This window comes from Hymenobacter oligotrophus (assembly GCF_003574965.1).
Lineage (GTDB): Bacteria > Bacteroidota > Bacteroidia > Cytophagales > Hymenobacteraceae > Solirubrum > Solirubrum oligotrophum.
In genome coordinates, this window is sequence record NZ_CP032317.1 from 4,069,589 (window position 1) to 4,090,556 (window position 20,968).

Consider the following 20,968-nt stretch of genomic DNA (forward strand, 5'->3'; position numbering starts at 1 on the left):
TTTAATTAACCCTAGGTACCAAGGCGGGCGGGAGCCAAAACACCCCAACCCGCCAACTCACCAACTGAAACCGCCGAACCCATGGGCCTTATTGCGCTTGAAGGACTGGAGTTTTTTGCCTTCCACGGCTACTACGACGAAGAACAGAAAATCGGAAACAAGTACGGGGTAGACCTGCGCGTGCGCACCAACTTGTACCGCGCCGGCAGCACCGACCACCTTTCCGAAACCGTGAACTACGAGGTACTCTACCGCATGGTGGCCGAAGAAATGCAAGCCCCGGCCCGCCTGCTCGAGCACCTGGCCCACCGCATCATCGACCGCATTTTGCACGAGTTTGGCCACGTACGCTGGGTTGAGGTCAGCGTATCCAAGTTCAACCCACCGGTGGGCGGCATTTGCCAGCGCGCCCGCGTTACGCTCAAGCGCAAGCGCCCCGCTCCAGCTCTGTAAGCTCGGGTATGCCCAAGTAAGTATTGCCCGGCTGGCCACTTCGGCCGGCCGGGCTTTTTTGTGCGGCACAAGTTGCACTGCAAGCAGTCGGTTTCATTTTGCCGAAAATACCGCCGTACCGGCTTGGCGCTCAAGCATCCTGCGGTGGTAATTAGCGTCTGTCGGCAAGACGAACGAAATAATTCGTAGCATTTGCTTGACTTCTACGATGTGTTTCGTATATGTTTGTTACGAAACGTTTCGTAACGACGCACCCGAGCAATGAGTAAGAAGAACATACCGCGCCCGACGGAATCGGAGCTGGAAATTTTGCAGGTGCTGTGGCAGCATGGCCCCAACACCGTGCGCTTTGTAAACGACGAACTGAGCAAGCGCCGCGACGTGGGCTACACCACCACGCTGAAGCTGCTGCAGCTGATGCACGAAAAAGGCATCGTAACCCGCGACGACTCGAGCCGCACCCACGTGTACCGCGCCGCCTTGCGCGAGCAAGAAACCCAAGGCATGCTCATCGACCGCCTGCTCGATGCCGCCTTTGGTGGCTCGGCCCTGAAGCTGGTGCAGCAGGCCCTCGGCAACCGCCAAACCAGCCGCGAGGAGCTCGATCAAATCCGCAACTTGCTCGACAGCATCGACAACCAAACCCCAACCACCGACCCCGATGAATTGGCTTGAGAACTTGCTAACGCCTGCGTTGGTGCGGGCTGTGGGCTACACCATTCTGCACTCGTTGTGGCAGGGAGCGGTGGTGGCCATTGCGCTGGCCGGCTTGCTGCTGCTGCTGCGCCGCCACTCGCCGCAGGTGCGCTACGGTGCCACGGCCGCCGCCCTCGGGCTGGTGGTGCTGCTGGCCGCCGTTACGTTTGTGCGCTACTACCTCACCGCCCTGCCCGGGGCTAGCACCGGCCCCGTTACGGCCGTGGTAATGGTATCGGATGCAGTGGGGGCGCAAAGCAACGCCAACGGCGCCGCCATACTGGCGCAGGAGGGCCCGCTAAGCGCCAAAGTGGTGCTGCGCTACCTCGAGCAACACCTGCCGCTGCTGGTAACGCTGTGGTTTATGGGCTTGCTCACGATGACCCTGCGCATGCTCGGCGGCCTAGCCTACGTGCAGCGCCTGCGCCACTACGGCACGCAGCCCCTAGGTCTGGCCTGGCAAAACCGCCTGGCCAACCTGGCCGAGCGCGCCGGTCTGAAGCGCCCGGTAGCCCTCATGGAGTCGTCGATGGTGCGCGTGCCGATGGTTATTGGCCACCTGCGCCCGGTAATTCTGCTGCCCCTAGGTGCCGTGGCCGGGGTATCGACGCTGCAGCTCGAAGCTATTTTGGCCCACGAGCTGGCCCACGTAGTGCGCCGCGACTACCTCGTGAACCTGCTGCAATCGGTGGCCGAAATCTTGTTGTTCTACCATCCGGCGGTGTGGTTCCTGACGGCCACGCTGCGCTCGGAGCGCGAAAACTGCTGCGACGACGTGGCCGCCTCGCTTTGCGGCGACCCGCTGGTGCTGGCCCGCGCCCTGGCTGCGCTGGCCGAGCTGGGTCTTGAACGGGCCGTAGCCCCGCGCCTGACGATGGCAGCCGTGGGGCCCAAGGGCTCGTTGCTGGGCCGGGTGCGCCGCCTGGTGCAAGGCCGCACGGCGCCCACTTTCTCCGAAGGTTTCATGGCTGCCTGCGTGGTAATGGCGGGCTTGGTATTGCTGTCGGTTACGGCGGCTGCCGCCCTGGCCAACCCGCGCTTAGCTGCTGAGGCGCCGCGCCTGCTGCGCTCAGCCGTGCTCAAGCCCTTTATGCCTGCCGCCCAGGTTGCGTTGCCCCCCGTGGAGGCATGCCCCGACGACGCTGCTTTGCCCGCCGTGACGGCTGTAAACGACGACGATGACGACGACAAACGCAAGCGCAAAAACAAACGCCGCGCCGACACGCGCGTGGTGGTGGTTGATCGTAACCTCGAAACCCGCGGCCGCCGCGGCGAGCCGGGCACCGTGGTGATTGAGAAAGACAAAAAAGGCCGCCTGAAAGAGCTTTACGTGAACGGACAGCGTGTGGAAACCGGCGACGACGACCGCCGCGGGGGCAAAGCCAAGCCCAACGAAGAGGTGCGCGTAATTCAGCTACCGGCCACCGCCCACGGCCGCCACTTTACGCCGGGTACCTACGAGTTCCGCTTCGAAAACGGCTTCGACGAGAAGAAGCTCCGCACCCAGCTGCGCCACCTCGAGCTAAGCAACCTGCCCTCCGAGGGCGAACTGCGCGTGATTTCGCGCGATGCGCTGGTATCGGCCGAGCGTGCCCTGGCCAAAGCCCGCCTGAGCGGCGACCTGAGCGACGAGGAGCGCGACCGGATTGAGGACGAACTTGACCGCCTGCGCGAGCACCGCGACGAGCTGCGCGAACGCGACGCCGAGCAGCGCGCCCGCGAAGCCGAAGTGCACGCCCGCTACAACGAGGAGCGCGTACGCATCAGCGAAGAACGCGTGCGGGTAAACGAAGAGCGCGCCCGCGAGCGGGAAGCCCGTGCTCGGGAGCGAGAGGCCGAAGCCCGCGAACGGGAACGGAAGTACCGCGAGGGCGAAGAGGCATTCATCAAGGAGCTCAGCAAAGAAGGCCTGATCAGCGACGCTAACTCGTTTCAGCTGCTGCTGAACAACACGCGCATGGTGGTAAACGGCAAGGAGCAGTCCGAGAGCGTGCGCCGCAAGTTTCTGGACTTGTGGGCCAAGCACACCGGTCGCACCATGACGGGTTCTACCTCGCTGTCTATCAACCGAAGCGCGGGCAACTCCAATATCTGGATTTCATCGAGCGACGGCGGCGCAACGCCGCCGGTGCCGCCCGCACCGCCTGCCCCGCCGCGTGCACCCCGGCCCCCCCGGGCCGGCGTGGTAGCCCCGCGGCCGCCGCAGCCTCCTTTGGCACCTAGGGCGCCGCGCGGCCCGCGCCGCAGCACAATGGTAAACGGCGTCGATCTGGGCCAAGAGCTCCGCAAAGACAACCTGATTGCCGATGCCGACCGCAGCTACGAGTTTCGCTTGAACAACAACGAAATGGTGGTGAACGGCAAAAAACAATCGGCCGACACCGCCACCAAATACCGCAAACTGCTGGGCGGCGACAAAGGCGGCAAAGTCGACATTAACATTGTGTTGAAAGAAGACTGATTTGCCGGAGCTTTGGTTGTGCCTTTTGGGCGCACAGGCCGAGCCTTAAAGGCCAAAACCGGGCGGGGTAGCTACCCCGCCCGGTTTGTTTGTAGCCCTGGCACCAAGGGTGCGCCAAGCGGCCCAGGTGGCATCACATAAATATGTGGGTGGGTGCAGGCAACTGTACGGGCCAAAAACGCATCTATTAGCCCAATCTGCCATTTACCGTTTCCCTTCTGTGCTGCCGTTGCCTATGCTTACTCGTACGCTATTGCTTTGTTTATTGGCTTTGTGGATGCAGTCGGCGAGGGCGCAAACGCCGGCCCCAGCGGCGCCCGCAGCAGCCAAGCCCGGCAAGCAGTTGCAGGCACTGCGCATTGCCGAGCCCGTGAAGCTCGACGGCCTGCTCGACGAGCCGGCTTGGCAGCAAGCTCCGGTGGCCTCTGATTTCGTGGAAAACCAACCCACACCCGGCCGCCCCGAAAAGCACAAAACCGAGGTGCGCGTGCTCTACGACGACCAGCACTTGTACATCGGCGCCGTGATGCACGACATCTCGCCCGACTCGATTTTGCGCGAGCTCAGCCAGCGCGACGACATCAACAACTCCGACTGGTTTGGGGTATTTCTCGACACGTACCACGACAAGCAGAACGGCTACGGCTTTATCGTAACCTCGGGCGGGGTGCAGCTCGATGCGCGCTACTCGCCCGCCAACGGCGAAGACGGCAACTGGAACGCCGTGTGGGACTCGCGCACCGCCATTCGGGGCACCGATTGGGTAGCCGAGCTGCGCATTCCGTACTCGGCCATCCGGTTCGCGCCCGCTACGGGCGGCGTGGCGCCGGTGTGGGGCCTCAACTTTGCGCGCCAACGCCAGATAACGCGCCAAAAGTTTTTCTGGAACGAGCTGCGGCCCGAAGTAGACGGCTTCGTGAACCAGTGGGGCACCCTGCACGACCTGCGCGACATCAAGCCGCCCCTGCGCCTCTCGCTCACGCCCTACGTGTCGGGCTACGTGAACGACAACCCCCTGAACGCGGAGGGGCAACGGCGCACCACGACTTCGTTCAACGGCGGGGCCGACGTGAAGTGGGGCATCAACGAGAGCTTCACCTTGGACGCGACGTTGGTGCCGGACTTCGGGCAGGTGCAGAGCGACAACCAGGTGCTGAACCTGTCGCCCTTCGAGGTACAATTCGCCGAAAACCGGCAGTTTTTCACTGAAGGTACCGAGCTCTTCAACAAAGGCAACTTGTTTTACTCGCGCCGGGTGGGGGCCACGCCCATCGGCTTTTACCAGGTGCAAGCGGGCGAGAACGAGAAGATCATCCGCAACCCGGCCGAGACGCGCCTGCTCAACGCCACCAAGGTGTCGGGGCGCACGCGCAAGGGCCTGGGCGTCGGCGTGTTCAACGCCCTAAGCAACGACGTGTACGCCACGCTGCGCCACGAGGAAACCGGTGCCGAGCGTACCGTGAAAACCCAGCCCTTCAGCAACTACAACATTACGGTGCTGGATCAGTCGCTGAAAAACAACTCCTACGTTTCGCTCATCAACACCAACGTTACGCGCTGGGGCCAAACCTACGACGCCAACGTCACGGGCGGGCTGTTCCGCTTCGCCAACAAAAGCAACTCGTACGCCGTGGATGGCCGCGTGGTGTACTCGCGGCGCCGCGGCAACCGCTTCGGCTCCGACGAACAAATCGACGACCGCGACGGATTTAAATACGCGCTGAGCGTAGGCAAAATCAGCGGCGCCTTTACCTGGAATCTAAGCCACGGCATCGAGTCGGACCGCTATAACCCCAACGACCTGGGCATTTTGTTCGGCAACAACAAAATCTCGCAGGAGCTGCAGCTGCGCTACAACAAGTTTAAGCCCTTCTGGAAGGTCAACAACCTCTCGACTTACCTGGGCACCTACTACGGGTTGTTGTTTTCGCCGACCCGTTATCAGGCCGTAAACGTGTATGGCGGCGCCAATACCACCTTCACCAAGCACTTCATCAGCACGGGCTTTTACTTCGAGCTGTACCCCGTCACGCGCGATTACTTCGAGCCCCGCCAGTACCCGCTGGGCCGCTACTTCGTGAGACGGCCGGCTAACGCAGTGGTGGGGGGCTACGTTTCGTCGGACTACCGGAAAAAGCTGGCGCTGGACCTGAATGCCAACCTGGTGCCCTATGCCGAAGACGACCGGTTGCCGCGTCCGCGGCGGTTCGATGTCAGTTTTGGCCTCTCGCCGCGCTACCGCGTCAACAACCAACTGAACTTCCGCTACAGCCTCGACTGGAACCTGAACCACAACCAGATCGGCTACGTGAACGGCGGCATGAGCACCAGCGAGCCGCTCGATCAGCCTTTCCTGGGGCAGGTAATCCTGGGCCGACGGAATGTGGTAACGGTATCGAACGTGCTGCAAACGGCCTACACCTTCACCAACCGCATGTCGCTGACAGTGCGTACGCGCCACTACATCAGCAACGTGCGCTACCGCGACTTTGCCCGCCTCTCGCCCGGCGGCGACGAGGAGCTGGTGGACTACCGCCGCAACCGCGACAACACGTACAACGCCTTCAACATCGATGCGGTGTACTCGTGGTGGTTTGCGCCCGGCTCGCAGGTGAGCGTGGTGTGGAAGAACGCCGGCTCCACCTTCCTGCAGGCCGAGAAAGCCACCCCGCTGTACTTCGACAACCTCAGCAACACCATCAACACCCCGCACAACAACTCCATTTCCATCAAGGTGTTGTACTTCCTCGACTACTTGGCCCTGCGCCCCAGGCGCGGTTAGCGCTTGCCCTTGCCGATGAAAGCCCAACGCCTAGGTGCCGTGGCCTTGCTCGTGCGCGACTACGACGAAGCCATTGCGTTTTACACCCAAGTCCTAGGTTTCGAGCTGATCGAAGACACCGACCAGGGCAACGGCAAGCGCTGGGTGCTGGTAGCCCCGCCCAACGCTGCGCCGGGCACCTGCCTGCTGCTGGCCAAGGCCGAAGGCGAAGCGCAACTGCAAGCCGTAGGCAACCAGAGCGGCGGCCGGGTGTTCCTGTTTCTGTACACCGATGACTTTTGGCGCGACTACCGCGCCATGCGCGAGCGGGGCGTGCATTTTTTGGAGGAGCCGCGCACCGAAGCCTACGGCACCGTGGCCGTATTCCGCGACTATTACGGCAACAAGTGGGACTTGCTGGAGCCCCGCGCTGCCCAGTAGCCCTAGGTCGTTACAGGTCCAACAGCTCGTCGGCAGCAGCAAAGGCCGATTTTTCGCCGCGCATTACTTGCTCGCGAATTGCGCCTAGGTGCTGCTGCACCGCGGGGCGGGCATAGAAGCGTTCTTCCAAGGCCTCGCGGATGCTGTGGTGCAGCCACTGCAGGTTTTGCTCCTGGCGGCGGCGCTCGAAGTAGCCGTTGCCGCGCGCATGCTCGAGGTACCTCTGAAGCTCCTCCCACACGCCGGGCACGCCTTCGCCGGTGAGGGCCGAGCAGGTGCGCACCACCGGCGCCCAGCCCGAGCTACCCAGCGGAAACAGGTGCAACGCGCCTTGGTATTCGCGGCGGGCGCGCTTGGCGGCCAGCTCGTTGCCCGAGTCGGCTTTGGTGATGACGACGGCATCGGCCATTTCCATGATGCCGCGCTTTACGCCCTGCAGCTCGTCGCCGGCGCCGGCCAGCATCAGCAGCAAAAAGAAATCGACCATGCCGTGCACAGCCGTTTCGCTCTGGCCCACGCCCACGGTTTCAACGAAAATGACATCGTAGCCGGCGGCTTCGCACAGCAGCAGGGCCTCGCGAGTAGCCCGTGCCACGCCACCTAGGGAACGGCCCGCCGGCGAAGGGCGGATGTACGCATTGGCGTGTGCCGAGAGGTGCTGCATGCGGGTTTTGTCGCCCAGAATGCTGCCGCCGCTGCGCTGGCTGGTGGGGTCGATGGCCAGCACGGCCAGGCGCAAACCCAGCTGCTCTACCACGTACATGCCCAGCGCCTCGATGAAGGTGCTTTTGCCCACGCCCGGCACGCCCGTAATGCCGATGCGCACCGAGCGGCCCGTGCGCGGCAGCACGGCCCCAAGTACTTGCTGGGCCAGCGCGTGGTCGGAGGCCAAGGTGCTTTCGACGAGCGTAATGGCGCGGCTAAGCACGAGCCGGTCGCCGGCAAGCAGGCCTTCGGTGTATTGTTCGGCGGTAAGGCGTCGGGCCAAAGCGGAAGGGCTAGGTAGGCAGTCAGGAAAACCAAAGCCGCAGCACGAAGCAGCGGCTTTGGGTGGCTAAAAATACTTACTCGTAGGCTACGGCAAGGGGGCGCTTGGTTAGCTTGTAAACAAACCGGGCCGAGCGTTGTGTGCTCGGCCCGGTGCGTTAAGGCTTTTGGAAGTAAATCTGCATGAAGTTGGGCAGCCCCAGCTTGCCGCGCCGGCCGCCGAGCTTGATGCCATCGTCGGTGTACTTGCTGGCTTTGCCCATGGCGTTGGGGTTCTCAATTACACCTAGGAAAGGGTTGTCTTCGCGGGCCACGTAAATGCGGCCATCGGGGCCGAGCTGCAGCGAGCCGATTTTGCGGTTGGCCGAGTTGCCCACGGCGGTTTTGGTGCCGCTGGCCAAATCTACCTGCCACACTTGGGCGTTGCCGCCGCCGTTGCCGTTGCTGGTGGCGTACACCTTGGAGCCATCGGGCGAAAACTCCACGCCGTAAGCTTCCTCGAAGGGGCCATACGACTTGGGGTTGCTCACCTTGCCGGTAGCATTGTCAAAATCGAACACCTGCACGCGGTTGGCCTCGCGCCAAATAGCCACGGCCAGTTTGCGGCCGTCCGGCGAAAACTTCATGCAGCCAATGGCATTTCGGCCGGGGCCGGCGTGCATGGCCCCCACGTTGCTGAGGTTGGGCTTGGTAATCACGCCATCGGGCGTAACGAGGTAGCTCACGAAGGCATTGGAGTTCCAGCGGTGGCCCACCACCCAAATGTCGCGGCCGTTGCGGTGGCGCACGGCGGCCAGCTTTTCGGCCACCGGCGAAATCAGCAGCATGTTGCTGCGCTTCACGTCGCCGAGGCCGCCTTCGGCCGTCATATCAACCACGGAGTAGCGCATGCCGTTGGAGCTGCCCTCGGCGCCGGTGGTGAAGATGTAGAACACGTTGCCGCTGCCGGGGTCGGGCACGATGAGCGCGCTCTGGCTGCTCGATTTGCTGCCCATCAGGTTTTTGCCGTTCAGCATGGGCTCGTGCTGGCGGTTCCAGACGGTAACGCCGTTGGTGTAGAACAGCAGTTGTCCGCGCGAGGTAGTGGCCACCGACGAGCCCTCGTAGGTGCTCAGCTTGCCATCGAGCAGGGGAGTGGGTGCTCCCTGCCGGAAATCGAGGCCGGCCTCTTGACCAAAGTACCAGATAGAAGATTGCTGTTGGGCCTGCGCACTCAAGGCCCCAAGCAGTAGTAAGAAGAGCGGAAACAGTCGAAAACGCATGTGCATTTGCCACGGCCCAACCGGATTGTTAGCGGTTGGGCTTGGCCGGCTAATAACGCAAAAGCGTGCCAAACTGATGCGTCACAGGACCTCTGTGAGGCAAGGCCCTCTCCCGTGCAGAGGGAGTACCAACGCGGCGCAACAGTCAGCAACGATTCCGTTCAACGATTGCGGCGGCTGCGGCTCGCGCCTTCGCCGCCGCGCCCTAGGTGTGTAGCGCGGAAATCCGTTCTGCGACGCGCCCCGGGCGCGTATGTGGGCTTGCGCGGTTACGGATACGCGCCCGGGGCGCGTCGCGGAACGGATTTCCGCGCTACTGCTTTGTGGCCGCTTCTGCCTAGTTCGTCTGGATCTTCGGCACGCTTAAGAAAGGGGGTATGCCCCGTGGGGGGCTTGTGAGGCCACTTACACCGCCCAATCTCCTGCCAGCAACCTAGGGAGCAGCGGCCGCACAATGCGGTAGCTCAGGCCCCAAAGTTTATGCTCGCCGATGCGGATAAACGAGATGGGCATGGGGCGTGGCCAACCTTCGAGCTGCCAATGCTCGGTGGCGTGGTGGGCCGGGTTGGCAAGGTCGGCTACGCGTACTTCCAGTACCTCTTCTACTTCGCGCTCTAGCCAGCGCCACACCGCGGGGCGCGTAATGCGGGCCAAGAAAGGCGCCACCTGGTAGCCCGTGGTAATGGTGCTGATGACGGGCAATTCGGCCAGTACCTCAATGGCCGAAGCGGGCAGGTGCACTTCCTCTTCGGTTTCGCGCAGGGCGGTGTGCAGCAGCGAGGTATCGGTGGGGTCGTGCTTGCCGCCCGGAAAGGCCAGCTGTCCGCCGTGCACGCCGTAGTTGCTACGGCGCACCAGCACCAGGTGCAGTTCGCCTTCGGCGTCGCGGTACACGGGCACGAGCACGGCAGCGGGGCACAAGGTGGCGGTTGAGGTGGGTTCGGGCATGAGGCAATTGGCGGCTGAGTAATCTAGGGCAGCGCGCTAAATACGCTCCAGGTTTTCCACGGTTCGGTCGCCCTGCACGTTGCCGGTGTTCAGGGTGCCGGCGGGTTCAAACAACAGCAGGTGCACTTCTTCGTCGGCTACGGGGCGGTGCTCCACGCCGCGCGGCACCACCAAAAACTCGCCCGGTTCCAGCCAAATGGGCGCTTGCCCCTGCAGCTCCATGCACAACCGGCCTTTAATCACCAGAAACAACTCGTCTTCGTGCTCGTGGTGGTGCCACACAAAGGGGCCCTGCAGCTTGGCCAGCTTTACGTGTTGGCCGTTTAGCTCGCCCACAATTTTGGGGCGCCATTGCTCCTGAAACAAGCTAAGTTTCTCTTGCAGGTTTACTTTTTGCAGCGTCATGCGGTGTCAAACGATATGGTACGACGGTGGAATGGTTGGCGCCCGTTGGACACACGCCAACGGTTGCACGGGTTTGTGGGGCGTTTGCCGGCTGGCGTACCTAGGGCAATTGCCGTAGTTTACAGCCTAAACGGTTTGCCCAATCCTCCGTTCCGCTGCCATGCAAGTTCCCGCTTTAGCCCACGGGCCCGATCCGGCCGCAATCTATCCGATGCCCGGCCAGCAGCGATTGGTGTTTCTGAAAAACATCATCAACGACCCGCGCATCGAGGTAGGCGAGTACACGTACTACGACGACTTCCGCGACCCGCACCGTTTCCTGGAAAACGTGCTTTACCACTTCCCCTTCAGCCAGGACAAGCTGCGCATTGGGCGGTTTTGCATGATAGCCAGCGGGGCGAAGTTTGTGATGAACGGCGGCAACCACCGCACCGATGTGTTCACCGCGTATCCGTTCCCGATTTTCGGGCAGGGCTGGGAGCAGGCATTCGGGCCCGATAAATGGCCCAGCAAAGGCGACCTGGTAGTGGGCCACGACGTGTGGATTGGCCACGACGCCCTGCTGATGCCCGGCGTGCAGGTGGGCAACGGGGCCATAATTGCCACGCGCGCCGTGGTAACGCGCGATGTGCCGCCCTACGCCGTGGTGGCGGGCAACCCAGCTGCCGTAGTACGCATGCGTTTTGATGCCGACACCATTGCCCGGCTGGAGCAAGTGGCGTGGTGGAACTGGGATGCCGCCAAAATAACCCGCAACCTAGCCGCCATTTGCTCGCGCGACCTAGCTGCGCTGGAACGCGCCGCGTAACCCGGTTAGCGCAGCACGTAGCTGCCTTGCTCCGTTACCGCCACCGCGGGCACCGTACGGTTGGCCTCGAAATAGCGGTAGGCGGGCGCCAGGCTCTGCCAAAAAGCGTAGTGCGGGCTGTTGCGCCGCGTTTGCAGGGCCTCGTCGGTCAGCTCGAAGGGAAAGATGTGCACCGGCAGCTCGGCCTGCCCGGCGGCGCGCGCCTCCACGGCCAGCACGTACAGCTCCTCCACCAGCGCATCGGTAATGGGCAGGCAGCCGATGGTAACATCGGAGCCGTGGATGAAGATGTCGCCGCCGGGGTTGGGGGCGGCGTGGGCGAGGTCGGCGGCGTTGGGGTAGTCTAAGCCGAGCGAGAGGTGGTACAGGCTCTGCGGGTTGAACCGATCGACGGTGTAAAAGCCTTCGGGCACCTGCCCGTCGCCGGCGCGGCGCTTAGGACCTAGGGTGCCCGAGGTGCCGGCTAAGTAGTAGCTCCGCAGCATCTGAAAGCGGCCTTCGCCCTGGTTGCGGGCCCACACCTCCAGGCGGCGTCCAATTTTAAACGCGCGCAAGTACAACTCGAGCCGCTCGGGTTGCAGGTGCAAGCGGTGCAAATCGGCCTGCAGCCTGGGCCAGCAGTTGGTGTAGGCGGTGCGCACCCGCGGGTAGCGGTTTTGCTCGGTCCGGAACGTAGGAGCGGTAGAAGGCACAAAGCCGAGTATCGGCAAGAGCAGCAGGCACAGCAATAAGCGCATTGGTGGGAGCGGAGAGGCAGATTCGGAACCTCAACGTTACCACGCTTGCGCTTAGTATTCAAATATTGTAATGTACCTAGACTGATTGCGGCTGCCGCCTGACATTGCCCAAAAGCTACCTGGGGCCGGGCAGGGTTTGCCACGTTACCTCCGCTACGGCATCGGTTTTGGTGGAGAGATACTTGTTGTAAAGTGCCTCGGCCTGGCCGTGGTCGAGCACGGCGTCGCCTTCGGAGCGCAGCACCAGCAGCGGGGCGTTGGCGCCCAGGCCCAAGCCCTGCGACAGCGCCTGGTGCAGCTCGGGCGGGGTGGCGGCGTCGTGAAGTTTTACAACGGTAATGGTTTGGCCGTCTTGCTCAATTTGCGTGTACACGCCGGTTGGGCTGGTCGAGAACGTGCCGCCGGGGCCTACTGGGTAGTCTTGATCTGATTGCATAAACGTGCGGTGCGGGTAACTACTGCGCTGTACGCAGAACCGCCGTTGCGCGGCCGAACTGCCCTAGGTGGCAACGGCCGAGGTAAAGTATCTGTGGGCCGCGCGGCTGCGTAAAGGTTTTGGGTTTGCCGGGTGCCCGTAGCACCTAGGCGAGCTTGTGCGCACCCAACCATCTGCCCGCTATGAAAACCCTTTTGTTTGCGCTGCTGCTGAGCTTGTCGGCCTGCACCGCTACCAACGTCGAGTCGGTAAACGAAGCGCCCGGCGTAAACTTTGCGGCCTACCGTACCTACAACTTCTTGGATGTATCGGCCCGCAACGAAGCGGCTTTTCAGAGCCCGCTTAACGGGGTGGAGGAGCTTAAAAGCGCCATTGCCGCGCAGCTGGAGCGCCGCGGCTACCAACGCGCCGAGCAACCCGATGTGTGGGTGAACATTGGTATTGTAACCCAACAGCGCGTGCAAACCCGCGAAACCACCATCCGCGACGCGCCCGTGTACTTGGGACAGCGGCGCTACGCGTGGCGCAGCCAAGAGGTGCCCGTGCGCGAGTACACGGAAGGCACCGCCACCGTAGAGCTGGTTGACGCCGCCCGCAACGAGCAGGTGTGGGAAGGCGCCGTTGCCGGCGTGCTCACCGACAAACCCGAAACCCTCAGCAAGCGCATCGACGAGGCCATTGCCGAGTTGTTTGAGCGCTACCCCGTGAAACCGCAGCAGCCCTAGGTCGCCGCGTAGGCCCGCCGCCATTGCCTACGTCGTTTTCGGGGCCCGGCGCGCGCGTGGAGTGTAGCGCGCAATGTTTGGGTGGGAGGCCACGGTGCCAGAGTTACCGCTCCCCGGCTAGCGCTGTGGTGGGCAAGCTCGGCTACATCGCAATTGGGCAGGGTGCGTATGTGAGCAAACCGGCCCATTGGCCCTAGGTGCCAGCAGCCCGGCAGGGCAGGGGCAGCCTAGGCAGGGCGCGTATCCACGGCAAACGATCCTTCCCGATGAACGTTAAGCTTAAACCGCTCGATCAGCAAACCATTGTGATTACCGGCGCCAGCAGCGGCATTGGCCGCGCTACGGCCTTGCAGGCCGCCGCCAAAGGCGCCAAAGTGGTGCTAGCCGCCCGCAGCGAGGACGAGTTGCGCAAAGTGGAGCAAGAAATTACCAGCAAAGGCGGCCAGGCGCTGGTGGTGCCGACCGACGTAGCCAACCGCGGCGATATTTGCCGGCTGGCCGACCGCGCCATCGACTACTTCGGCGGCTTCGATACGTGGGTGAACGACGCGGGCATTTCTATCTGGGGCCGCCTCGACGAAGTGAGCGACTACGACCACCGCCGCCTGTTCGAAACCAACTTTTGGGGCGTCAGCAACGGTTCGCTCGAGGCCGTCAAGTACCTGCGGCGGCACGGCGGGGCGCTCATCAACGTGGGCAGCGTGGCCTCCGATGTAGCCATACCGCTGCAAGGCATGTACTGCGCCAGCAAGCACGCCATCAAGGGTTTTACCGATGCCCTGCGCATGGAGCTGGAAGAAGTAGGCGCCCCCGTGTCGGTAACGCTTATCAAGCCAGCGGCCATCAACACGCCGTTTCCGCAGCACGCCCGCAACTACATGGAGAAAGAGCCCAAGCTGCCCCCGCCCGTGTACGAGCCCGAAGAAGTGGCCGCCGCCATTTTGCACGCCGCTACGCACTCCGAGCGCGACATTTACGTGGGCGGCGGAGGCAAGCTGATGAGCACCCTCAACAAGCACCTGCCCCGCGCCATGGACCGCCTCAGCGAAACCCTGATGGTGGAGCAGCAAAAACGCAACGAGCGGCCGCGCAAGCCGCAAGGCTCGTTGCACCAGCCCAGCCACGGCGGCCCCGTGCGCGGCGACCACCCCGGCTACGTAATGAAAACCAGCCTGTACACCCGCGCCACCATGCACCCCTGGGCTGCGGGTGCCCTTATGGCATTGGTAGGCGCCGCCACGGTGGCGCTGCTGGGTGGCAAGCGCAGCAAAAGCACCGCAGCAACAACCCCAACCACTGCCCGCGCCGGCCTAGCGCCTAGCCTCTTTAATCACCCACCCGTGCCGGCAGCCCAAAGCCCAGGGCCAAGCACAGTGGGCACAACTAACCAAGCCGGCGGAGGCATATAACGGGTAGGTGTTGCCGAGGGCGGATGCGCTGGAACATGTGTTGAGCTGAACGCGTGCCACCAATTTGTGCGCTGCCACAGCCGGGCCGCACCTGCTAAAGCAACAGTTCCGGCGCGCAGGCCAGCATCATTCTGCCGCGGGCGCCGTATGGTGGGCTACTCCGTTCAACCCACACCTGCCGCTATGTCCTTTACCTCTGCCCAACCCGAAGACCTTCTTATCGATGCTGCCCGCCGCGGCGACGTAGCCCAAATTCGGGAGCTGTTGGCCACCGGCCTCGATGTCAACCTGCAAAACGGCAAGGGTTTCACGCCGCTGATTGTAGCCTCGTACGACGGCCACCTCGAGGCCACCCAAGTACTGCTCGAGGCCGGCGCCAACCCCAACGTGCAGGATGTAAGCGGCAACACCGCCCTCATGGGCGTGTCGTTTAAGGGCTACCCCGAAATTGCCCACTTGCTAATTGCCAACGGCGCCGACCTAAACCAGCAAAACGGCAACGGCGGTACGGCCCTGATGTTTGCCACTTTGTTTGGCCGGCACAACATCGTGCCGGTGCTGCTGGAAGCCGGTGCCGACACCCACATCCGCGACGTGCGCGGCCTTTCGGCCCGCGACTTAGCCGTGCAGCAAGGCAACGAGCAAGCCCTGCAACTGCTGCCCGAGTAGGCGCCTCTAGGTGCCCGCCGCTGCCGGTAGCAAACCAGCCCCCGGCACCCACCCTGCAGGGTGGGTGCCGGGGGCTGGCCCTAGGTGCGCCTGCGCAGTTTTGCGCCAAATAGGCAATGCCGCACGGTGTAAGCCTTGGGCAGTGATTTATTGCACCGAAACGGCATGGGTAAGCACCTGCCGGCCGTGCTCCACGCGCAGGATATACATGCCCACCGGCAGTTGCGCCGTGCTGAAGGTGGTTTCGGTAATTGCCCCGGCCGGCAGCAATGTTTGCTCGGCCACCTGCCGGCCCACCAGGTTCAGCAGCACAGCGCGTGCGGCCGGGCCGGTGTGGCCCTCGAGGCGCAACGTAAACTGCTCGCGAGTGGGGTTGGGGTACACGCTGCACGCCCTGATGGGCGCCGCAGGAGTTTCGGCAACGGGCGGCGTGCTGCGGTCGTCGTGGTGGCCGTAGCGGGCCAAGTAACCGCTGGTAAAGGTGCTCTGGAGCGTGGTGTTGCCGAACTGGCACGTGCCCGTGAACACGCCCGTCATGTACACATTCTCGCGGGCATCGAGGGCGAGCATACCAGTCGAGCTGGTGCCGGGGCCGCCCACCAGCACCGGGCGCATGGGTTGGCCGCTGGGTTGCAGCTGCACCCAAAACGCCTGGTTGGTGCCTTCCGACGACAGGTTCAGGATACCCGATACAAATACTTTGCCCGTGCGCGGGCTCACGGCCAGGTCGCCGTCGTAGTCGTCGGAGGGGCCACCTAGGGCGGTGGCCCAAGCCACGCGCCCGTCGCGGTTGTAGCGCACCACGGCCACATCGGTGCCGCCGTGGCTGGTGGCGGTTTTGTTGCCGAAAGTGCGGCTTCCCGAAAACCAGCCCGTTAGGTACACGTTGCCTTGGCGGTCGGCGGCCAGGCTGTTGCCGTCGCCGAAGGCGGCCGGCGCCTGCAACCATTGCAACTGGCCGCGGCGGGTATCAAATTTGGCCAAAAACAACGATTGGCTATTGTTGGCCGGAATGCTTTGCCCGGCTAGCTGCATGCCGCCGATGTGGTTACCGCTCACGTAACAGTTACCAAAGTTGTCAAGCGCTATGGCCCGGCCTACGTTACCGCCAAAGTCGGCCGCGCTCTGCCACATGTGCGCCCAGCGCACAGTGCCCTGGGGCGTGTAGCTGGCCAGGTAGGTTTGGCGCTGGCGGTTGGCAAACGTAAAATTGCCAATGTGCACTTGGCTGCCGCTGGCAGTGCCCGTGAGGTAAGCGTTGCCCATCACGTCGAGGGCCACGGCCCAGGCCGAGCAAGTGCTGTACAGCTCCGTACCCGAAGCACTGATTTGCTGCACCCATTGCACCTGCCCTGCAGCGTTGCATTTCAATAAAAAACCTGCCTCGCCGCTTGCAGGTGTTTGCGAGGTAATTTGCTGGTTGCGGCCGTAGCTGAGCGTGCCCTGAAAACTACCGGCCACGTAGCTGTTGCCCCGGGCATCGACTTGCACGCGGTAACCTAGGGCAAGGGCGCTGCTGGGCAGCTGCGTGGCCCACACCACCTCGCCCGAAGGTCGGCACTTGGCCACGTACAGGCTTAGCCCGCCCGGCGCGGTAAGCTGGGTGCTGCCGAGGCGCAGCGTGCCGCTCACGCGGCCGGTTAGGTACACGTCGCCGTTAACGTCGGTCGCCACGTCCATCACGGCGTTTATGTCGGAAAAGGCTTGCACCCATTGCAGGTTGCCGTTGGGTTGGGCCTGAGCTCCAACCCCAACCAATAAGCACAAGGCGAGTAGCAGTTGTTTCATACTTGAAATAGGATAACGAGATGAAAAATGGATGGCGCAAAGCCTGCGGTGCGGGCAACTTAGCTCCCCTGTACCCGCACGGAAACGAGCCCTAGAAATGCGGCTCCGTATTAATTGAAACACACTCAGCCAACCAATGCAGCCTCGGCTTCAATAGCCCGCTGCCCACTAACCGCTGCGCACACCGTATAGAGCAGCTAGTAACACAATTCGCATACTAAAGCTAACAGCAGTTGGCATCAATGCAAGAAAAAATTGAAACGCTGTACCGCGCTAAGTTTCATTGTTGCGTAATAGATTTATAATTGGGTGGCTTAATATTCTGTAAATAAGTAGTTTAATCGGTTATATGCAGGATTTTAAGTATTCATGAGCTGGTGCGTGTATAAAGCAACTTGCTTCAACAGCCAGCATTGGGCAACTAGCGCCACCGGCAACCAGCAATGCGAACTGAGTAGCATACTGCGCTGAATTTTCTGGCTGTGGGGCTTACCTCAGGTAGCGCTTTTGCGAGCGGAAGGCCGAGCCGCTGATGCTGCCTTCGCAAACATGCCTTTACTACCCCCGCACCATGCCCAGGTGGTATTCTGGGTAGCGCAGCCGCATGCATTGCTGGCTGGTTTGCTACGGGCGTTAAGCAACAACAGCTCCTGTTTCCTAGGTGGTTGGGGCGGCCGTTGCGCTTGGGAGTCGGCGTGGTGCAGAGTTTCGCTTGCTTTGCCAAAGCACACCTTTTAAGCATAACATGCTGACAATTAATGCGAATGCAGCCGTTTGCATGAGGCTCTGCCTGTGCCTTGCAGCCTAGGTGCACCTAGGGGTTAAATAACCACTCCACCACTTGCCAGAAAAAATTTTTACTGAATCACAAACAAAGGACGCGTACTATCGTTTGTGATAGTAAAGCTATCATACACAACACAACTGCTTTCATGATGTAACAATCCCCAGCCCAAACCTTGCAGCCAACGAGTGCCCGGCGCGGGGCGGACCGCGCAGCTTATTCGTTCACCTCAACCCTTTCCACAGTCATGAAAATCTTGTTGTTGCTTCGTTCGATGCTCACGCGCCAACGCCTGCAGGCTGCCAACCCGTTGCTGCCTCGTAGCGCCCAAGCCACTCGCCACCACTTGCTGCAGCGCCGCGTGGTGGGGCTGCGCACGCGGCTCCGCCGCCCGGGCGGGCCGGCCTTTCTGGCGGGCCGCCTGCTGCTGATGTTGCCGCTGCTGGCCACGTTGCTGAGCAGCTGCACCGTGGTGCGGCAGGGCGAAGTGGGCGTACGCCGCCGCCTAGGCAAAGTCGACGAGCAAGTGGTGTACGCAGGCCCCAAGGTGTTCAACCCGTTTATCAGCACCATCATTAAGGTGCCCACCACCACCCAAAACCTCGAAATCCGCTCGAATCTGCCCTCAAAGGAAGGCCTCACGGTGGGCTCCGAAATTTCCATTCTGTACCGCGTGCAGGGTGCCGAGGTGCCCAACATGCTCGAAAACGTAGGCCTGCAGTACGCCGATGTGCTCTTGCTGCCGGTGTTTCGCTCGGCGGCGGCCGACGTGTGCGCCCGCTACTACGCCAAGGACATGCACAGCGCCGAGCGGGCTACCATCGAGCGGGCCATTCGGGAGCAAATGAGCGCCACGCTCGAAAAACGCGGCTTTGTAATTGAAAACGTGCTGCTGAAAAACATTACGCTGCCCGGCGGCCTGGCCAAAGCCATTGAAGATAAGCTGGAAGCCGAGCAAGACGCCCAGCGCATGGATTTCCTGAAGCAACGCGAAACCAAGGACGCCGAGCGCCGCGTGATTGAAGCCGAGGGGCAGCAGCGCATTGCCATTGTGCGGGCCGAGGGCGAGCGGCAGGCGGCCATCATCCGGGCGCAGGGCCAGGCCGATGCCATGCGCATCGAGGCCGAAGCCGTGCGCACCACCAACCGCCTCATCAACCAGGGCCTTACCAAGGAAGTGCTGCGCTACAAAGGCATCGAGGCATTTCGCGAACTGTCGAAGTCGCAGAACGCCAAAACCATCATTTCGGGCAACGACCTGCCCGTGATTAACACCCTTGCACAGTAGTGACGACCCGCAATTTGACCGCCGCTACCCTATTAGGCCGCCCAGCGCGTAGGCTGGCCGCCTGCCTGTTGGGCCTGCTGCTCCCGGTGCTGGGGGCGCAGGCCCAGCAGAACCTATTCAACATTCCGGCCGGCGACCTGACGCCGCGCGGCAAGGTGTTTTTTCAGCACCAAACCAATGTGTACGACCTCCACACCTTCGAGTCGAAAAACCACTTTGTGTACGGCTTGGGCAGCGGCTTTGAGGTGGGCCTGAACGCGGTGAACATCAAGTTTAACCTGGCCCGGCGCAACGCCCCGCTTACCCTGCGCGACGGCCGCGACCCGAACTACCCGCTTAAGCCCTTGCTGCAGCTTACCGGGCAAAAGTTCTTTTACCTCACCGAGCACCTCAAAACCAGCATCGGCACGCAAGTGGGCCTCAACCCGGTGCGGTTTCGGCCGCGGCGCCAGCTTACGCACTTCAGCTACAACACGTGGGTGTACGAGCCGCGCCGCCACTGGAAGCTGGTGGCCGGGCCCTACCTCACCGACGTGGGCAGCGTGGGCCCCGGCAACCGCGTGGGTGTGTTGGCTGGTTTCGAGGTACCCGTGCACCGGCGCCTGCTCGTGATGGGCGACTTTGTTTCGGGCCGCCACGCGGCGGCCGTGTCGGTGCTGGGCGTTAATTTTTTGGCTACCCAGCGCCTGCAGCTGTGCGCCGGCGCGCTGCTGCCCAACCCCGGCAGCGGCAACCGCGCCGGCGTTGTGTTCGAGCTGAACCTGCTCGGCTACGACGAACCCTTTGGCGACGACCATTAACCCCGCCCTTTTTCAGCCCCATGCCCCATGAAACCTTTGCTCTTGCTGCTGGGCGCGGCGGCCCAACCGGGGGCCGCCGCGCCCAGCCCGGCGCCCTCCGCCGCTGCCACCGACCCCGTGCCCGTGCGCACGCGGCAGGTTAAGTTTCGGGCGCCGGCGGGCTGGGCCGAGCTGCACCATGCCCTGCCCGACACCGCCCGCCTGGTGGCCTACCGCCACCCGCAGCAGGCCGAGCTGCTGCTGGCCGGCCAATGGCTGCAGCCCACGCCCCGCCCCGAGGCCGCCGTGCACCGCCTGCTGCGCTACGCCGGCCTGGTGCCGGCCGGGGCGCCGCGTGTGGCAGTTAGCGGCCCCGGCGCCACGCACCTCAGCGGGCAGGGGCGATACCGCGGCCGCACGGCCCACTACGAGGCCGTGCTGTACCAGCCGCCCGGCCCCGAGCCCGCCGTAGTGCACCTGTACCTGGCCACCACGCCCTGGGGCGCGGCCGAGTCGCCGTTGCGCCAGCTGTTGCTTGCCTGTACCCTCCAACCCTTGCCCGTTTTGCCATGAAAACCCTGCTACTGTTTTGCCTGAGCTGCTTACTGACCACGGCAGCGGCCCGCGCCCAAACGGCCCCGGCCCTGGAGTGGGTGCGCAACCCCGATTACCACGTGCAGTACCAAGTGCCCAGCGCGTGGCGCGTGCAAATGGAAGCCCACGACAGCGCCGCCGTGGTTACCCACCTCGACCCCTCGGGGCAGATTTTGCTGGTGGTGGCCAAGCTGCGCAACGGCGCCCAACGCCAATCGCCGCACGAGGCCCTCGACGGGCTGCTGCGCCAATTTGGGGTGCAGGGCAACAAGCGTTACCGCACCGTGTACAACGGCATCGAGTTCGTCGAAACCACGGGCTCGGGGCAGCTGCACGGGCGCGCCTTGCGCTACGATGCCCTGGCCGGCCACCACCGCGGCCACGTGCTGCTCGTGTACGTGTACGCTACGCCCGAGGCCTTTGCCACCCACGATGCCCTGCTAACCCAGGTGGTGCACAGCATTGCCCCGTACGGCTCGCGGCGGGCCCGGCCCTAGGTGGCCGGCCCGCCGCAAGCCGGCTGCGGCCGCGCTTTGG

The 20,968-nt window shown here is 63.0% G+C and carries 20 protein-coding genes; 13 read left to right on the forward strand and 7 right to left on the reverse strand.

Annotated elements, in window-relative coordinates:
- Positions 1-81 precede the first annotated feature (81 nt).
- The 5 genes from folB to D3Y59_RS17535 all read left to right on the forward strand — a co-directional run bounded on the left by folB (position 82) and on the right by D3Y59_RS17535 (position 6,812).
- The gene (gene folB / locus D3Y59_RS17515; RefSeq protein WP_119446220.1) at positions 82-453 is read left to right on the forward strand and encodes a dihydroneopterin aldolase; all 372 of its coding nucleotides are present in this window, start codon (positions 82-84) and stop codon (positions 451-453) included.
- A gap of 261 nt (positions 454-714) precedes the next feature.
- Positions 715-1,128, forward strand: coding sequence for a BlaI/MecI/CopY family transcriptional regulator (locus tag D3Y59_RS17520; RefSeq protein ID WP_119446221.1), 414 nt, complete (start codon positions 715-717; stop codon positions 1,126-1,128).
- Positions 1,115-3,610, forward strand: a complete 2,496-nt coding sequence (locus D3Y59_RS17525) for a M56 family metallopeptidase (protein ID WP_119446222.1) — start codon at positions 1,115-1,117, stop codon at positions 3,608-3,610. Before D3Y59_RS17520 ends, D3Y59_RS17525 begins: the two co-directional genes overlap by 14 nt.
- A gap of 235 nt (positions 3,611-3,845) precedes the next feature.
- Positions 3,846-6,392, forward strand: a complete 2,547-nt coding sequence (locus D3Y59_RS17530) for a DUF5916 domain-containing protein (RefSeq protein ID WP_119446223.1) — start codon at positions 3,846-3,848, stop codon at positions 6,390-6,392.
- Between the two features lie 15 nt (positions 6,393-6,407).
- A complete protein-coding gene (locus D3Y59_RS17535; RefSeq protein WP_119446224.1) occupies positions 6,408-6,812 on the forward strand; it encodes a VOC family protein in 405 nt (134 codons plus the stop codon).
- Between the two features lie 10 nt (positions 6,813-6,822).
- Here D3Y59_RS17535 and meaB read toward each other — a convergent pair whose 3' ends face one another.
- The 4 genes from meaB to D3Y59_RS17555 form a co-directional block, all read right to left on the reverse strand.
- Complete coding sequence (gene meaB / locus D3Y59_RS17540) at positions 6,823-7,800, reverse strand: methylmalonyl Co-A mutase-associated GTPase MeaB (RefSeq protein ID WP_119446225.1); 978 nt, start codon at positions 7,798-7,800, stop codon at positions 6,823-6,825.
- A gap of 157 nt (positions 7,801-7,957) precedes the next feature.
- Positions 7,958-9,061, reverse strand: coding sequence for a YncE family protein (locus D3Y59_RS17545; protein ID WP_240410420.1), 1,104 nt, complete (start codon positions 9,059-9,061; stop codon positions 7,958-7,960).
- Between the two features lie 405 nt (positions 9,062-9,466).
- A complete protein-coding gene (locus D3Y59_RS17550) occupies positions 9,467-10,009 on the reverse strand; it encodes an NUDIX hydrolase (protein ID WP_119446227.1) in 543 nt (180 codons plus the stop codon).
- Positions 10,010-10,045: 36 nt separating this feature from the next.
- Positions 10,046-10,414 (reverse strand): cupin domain-containing protein, encoded by a 369-nt coding sequence (locus D3Y59_RS17555; protein WP_205590853.1) that lies wholly within the window; start codon positions 10,412-10,414, stop codon positions 10,046-10,048.
- A gap of 160 nt (positions 10,415-10,574) precedes the next feature.
- Between D3Y59_RS17555 and D3Y59_RS17560 the strand changes: the two genes are divergently transcribed.
- The gene (locus D3Y59_RS17560) at positions 10,575-11,222 is read left to right on the forward strand and encodes a CatB-related O-acetyltransferase (protein WP_119446228.1); all 648 of its coding nucleotides are present in this window, start codon (positions 10,575-10,577) and stop codon (positions 11,220-11,222) included.
- Positions 11,223-11,227: 5 nt separating this feature from the next.
- Here the strand turns inward: D3Y59_RS17560 and D3Y59_RS17565 are convergent, their stop codons facing one another.
- The gene (locus tag D3Y59_RS17565) at positions 11,228-11,959 is read right to left on the reverse strand and encodes a L,D-transpeptidase family protein (protein ID WP_119446229.1); all 732 of its coding nucleotides are present in this window, start codon (positions 11,957-11,959) and stop codon (positions 11,228-11,230) included.
- 115 nt (positions 11,960-12,074) lie between these two features.
- Complete coding sequence (locus tag D3Y59_RS17570; RefSeq protein WP_119446230.1) at positions 12,075-12,395, reverse strand: hypothetical protein; 321 nt, start codon at positions 12,393-12,395, stop codon at positions 12,075-12,077.
- 182 nt (positions 12,396-12,577) lie between these two features.
- Between D3Y59_RS17570 and D3Y59_RS17575 the strand changes: the two genes are divergently transcribed.
- The 3 genes from D3Y59_RS17575 (at position 12,578) to D3Y59_RS17585 (ending at position 15,198) form a co-directional block, all read left to right on the forward strand.
- A complete protein-coding gene (locus D3Y59_RS17575) occupies positions 12,578-13,120 on the forward strand; it encodes a DUF4136 domain-containing protein (protein ID WP_119446231.1) in 543 nt (180 codons plus the stop codon).
- A gap of 266 nt (positions 13,121-13,386) precedes the next feature.
- Complete coding sequence (locus D3Y59_RS17580; protein WP_119446232.1) at positions 13,387-14,529, forward strand: SDR family oxidoreductase; 1,143 nt, start codon at positions 13,387-13,389, stop codon at positions 14,527-14,529.
- A gap of 183 nt (positions 14,530-14,712) precedes the next feature.
- Complete coding sequence (locus tag D3Y59_RS17585) at positions 14,713-15,198, forward strand: ankyrin repeat domain-containing protein (RefSeq protein WP_119446539.1); 486 nt, start codon at positions 14,713-14,715, stop codon at positions 15,196-15,198.
- Between the two features lie 147 nt (positions 15,199-15,345).
- On the opposite strand, the gene D3Y59_RS17590 is transcribed toward D3Y59_RS17585, so the two are convergent.
- Entirely contained in the window at positions 15,346-16,986 is a 1,641-nt protein-coding gene (locus tag D3Y59_RS17590; protein ID WP_119446233.1) for a T9SS type A sorting domain-containing protein, read from the reverse strand.
- A gap of 1,031 nt (positions 16,987-18,017) precedes the next feature.
- On the opposite strand from D3Y59_RS17590, the gene D3Y59_RS17595 reads away from it, so the two are divergent.
- The 4 genes from D3Y59_RS17595 (at position 18,018) to D3Y59_RS17610 (ending at position 20,928) form a co-directional block, all read left to right on the forward strand.
- On the forward strand, positions 18,018-19,058 hold the full coding sequence (locus D3Y59_RS17595) for a prohibitin family protein (protein WP_240410422.1): 1,041 nt from the start codon (positions 18,018-18,020) through the stop codon (positions 19,056-19,058).
- A gap of 68 nt (positions 19,059-19,126) precedes the next feature.
- The gene (locus D3Y59_RS17600) at positions 19,127-19,858 is read left to right on the forward strand and encodes a hypothetical protein (protein ID WP_119446234.1); all 732 of its coding nucleotides are present in this window, start codon (positions 19,127-19,129) and stop codon (positions 19,856-19,858) included.
- Between the two features lie 27 nt (positions 19,859-19,885).
- Entirely contained in the window at positions 19,886-20,410 is a 525-nt protein-coding gene (locus D3Y59_RS17605; protein ID WP_119446235.1) for a hypothetical protein, read from the forward strand.
- Complete coding sequence (locus tag D3Y59_RS17610; RefSeq protein WP_119446236.1) at positions 20,407-20,928, forward strand: hypothetical protein; 522 nt, start codon at positions 20,407-20,409, stop codon at positions 20,926-20,928. The genes D3Y59_RS17605 and D3Y59_RS17610 overlap by 4 nt, the downstream gene beginning before the upstream one ends.
- Positions 20,929-20,968 lie beyond the last annotated feature (40 nt).